The 226-nt window shown below is 37.2% G+C and carries 1 pseudogene; it reads right to left on the bottom strand.

Annotated elements, in window-relative coordinates:
• Positions 1–63: 63 nt before the first annotated feature.
• Positions 64–226, bottom strand: a pseudogene (locus tag LB465_RS18270) (ATP-binding protein); the annotation flags it as partial.

The following is a 226-nucleotide window of genomic DNA, read 5'->3' as shown; positions in this document are numbered from 1 at the left end:
TAATATGCCACATTAAAATTATGGAAAGTTAATATGCGTAGTTCACCGGTAAATCACTGAATTTTAGAGTGTTTTACAGAATAGTAGAATGGTAATAGTCATAACCATATTGTTGTCATAACCTTTGAGGTCGATCCGATGTGAGGAGTTCACGATCCTGTCCAGAATAGCGTCTGCTATAGTTCCTTCTCCAATTATATCATACCAGGCCGATACGGGTATTTGT

This window comes from Salegentibacter lacus, assembly GCF_020164555.1.
GTDB classification, from domain to species: Bacteria; Bacteroidota; Bacteroidia; order Flavobacteriales; family Flavobacteriaceae; genus Salegentibacter; species Salegentibacter lacus.
The sequence above is the reverse complement of the archived record's forward strand: the minus strand, read 5'-3'. Positions and strand labels throughout refer to the sequence as shown.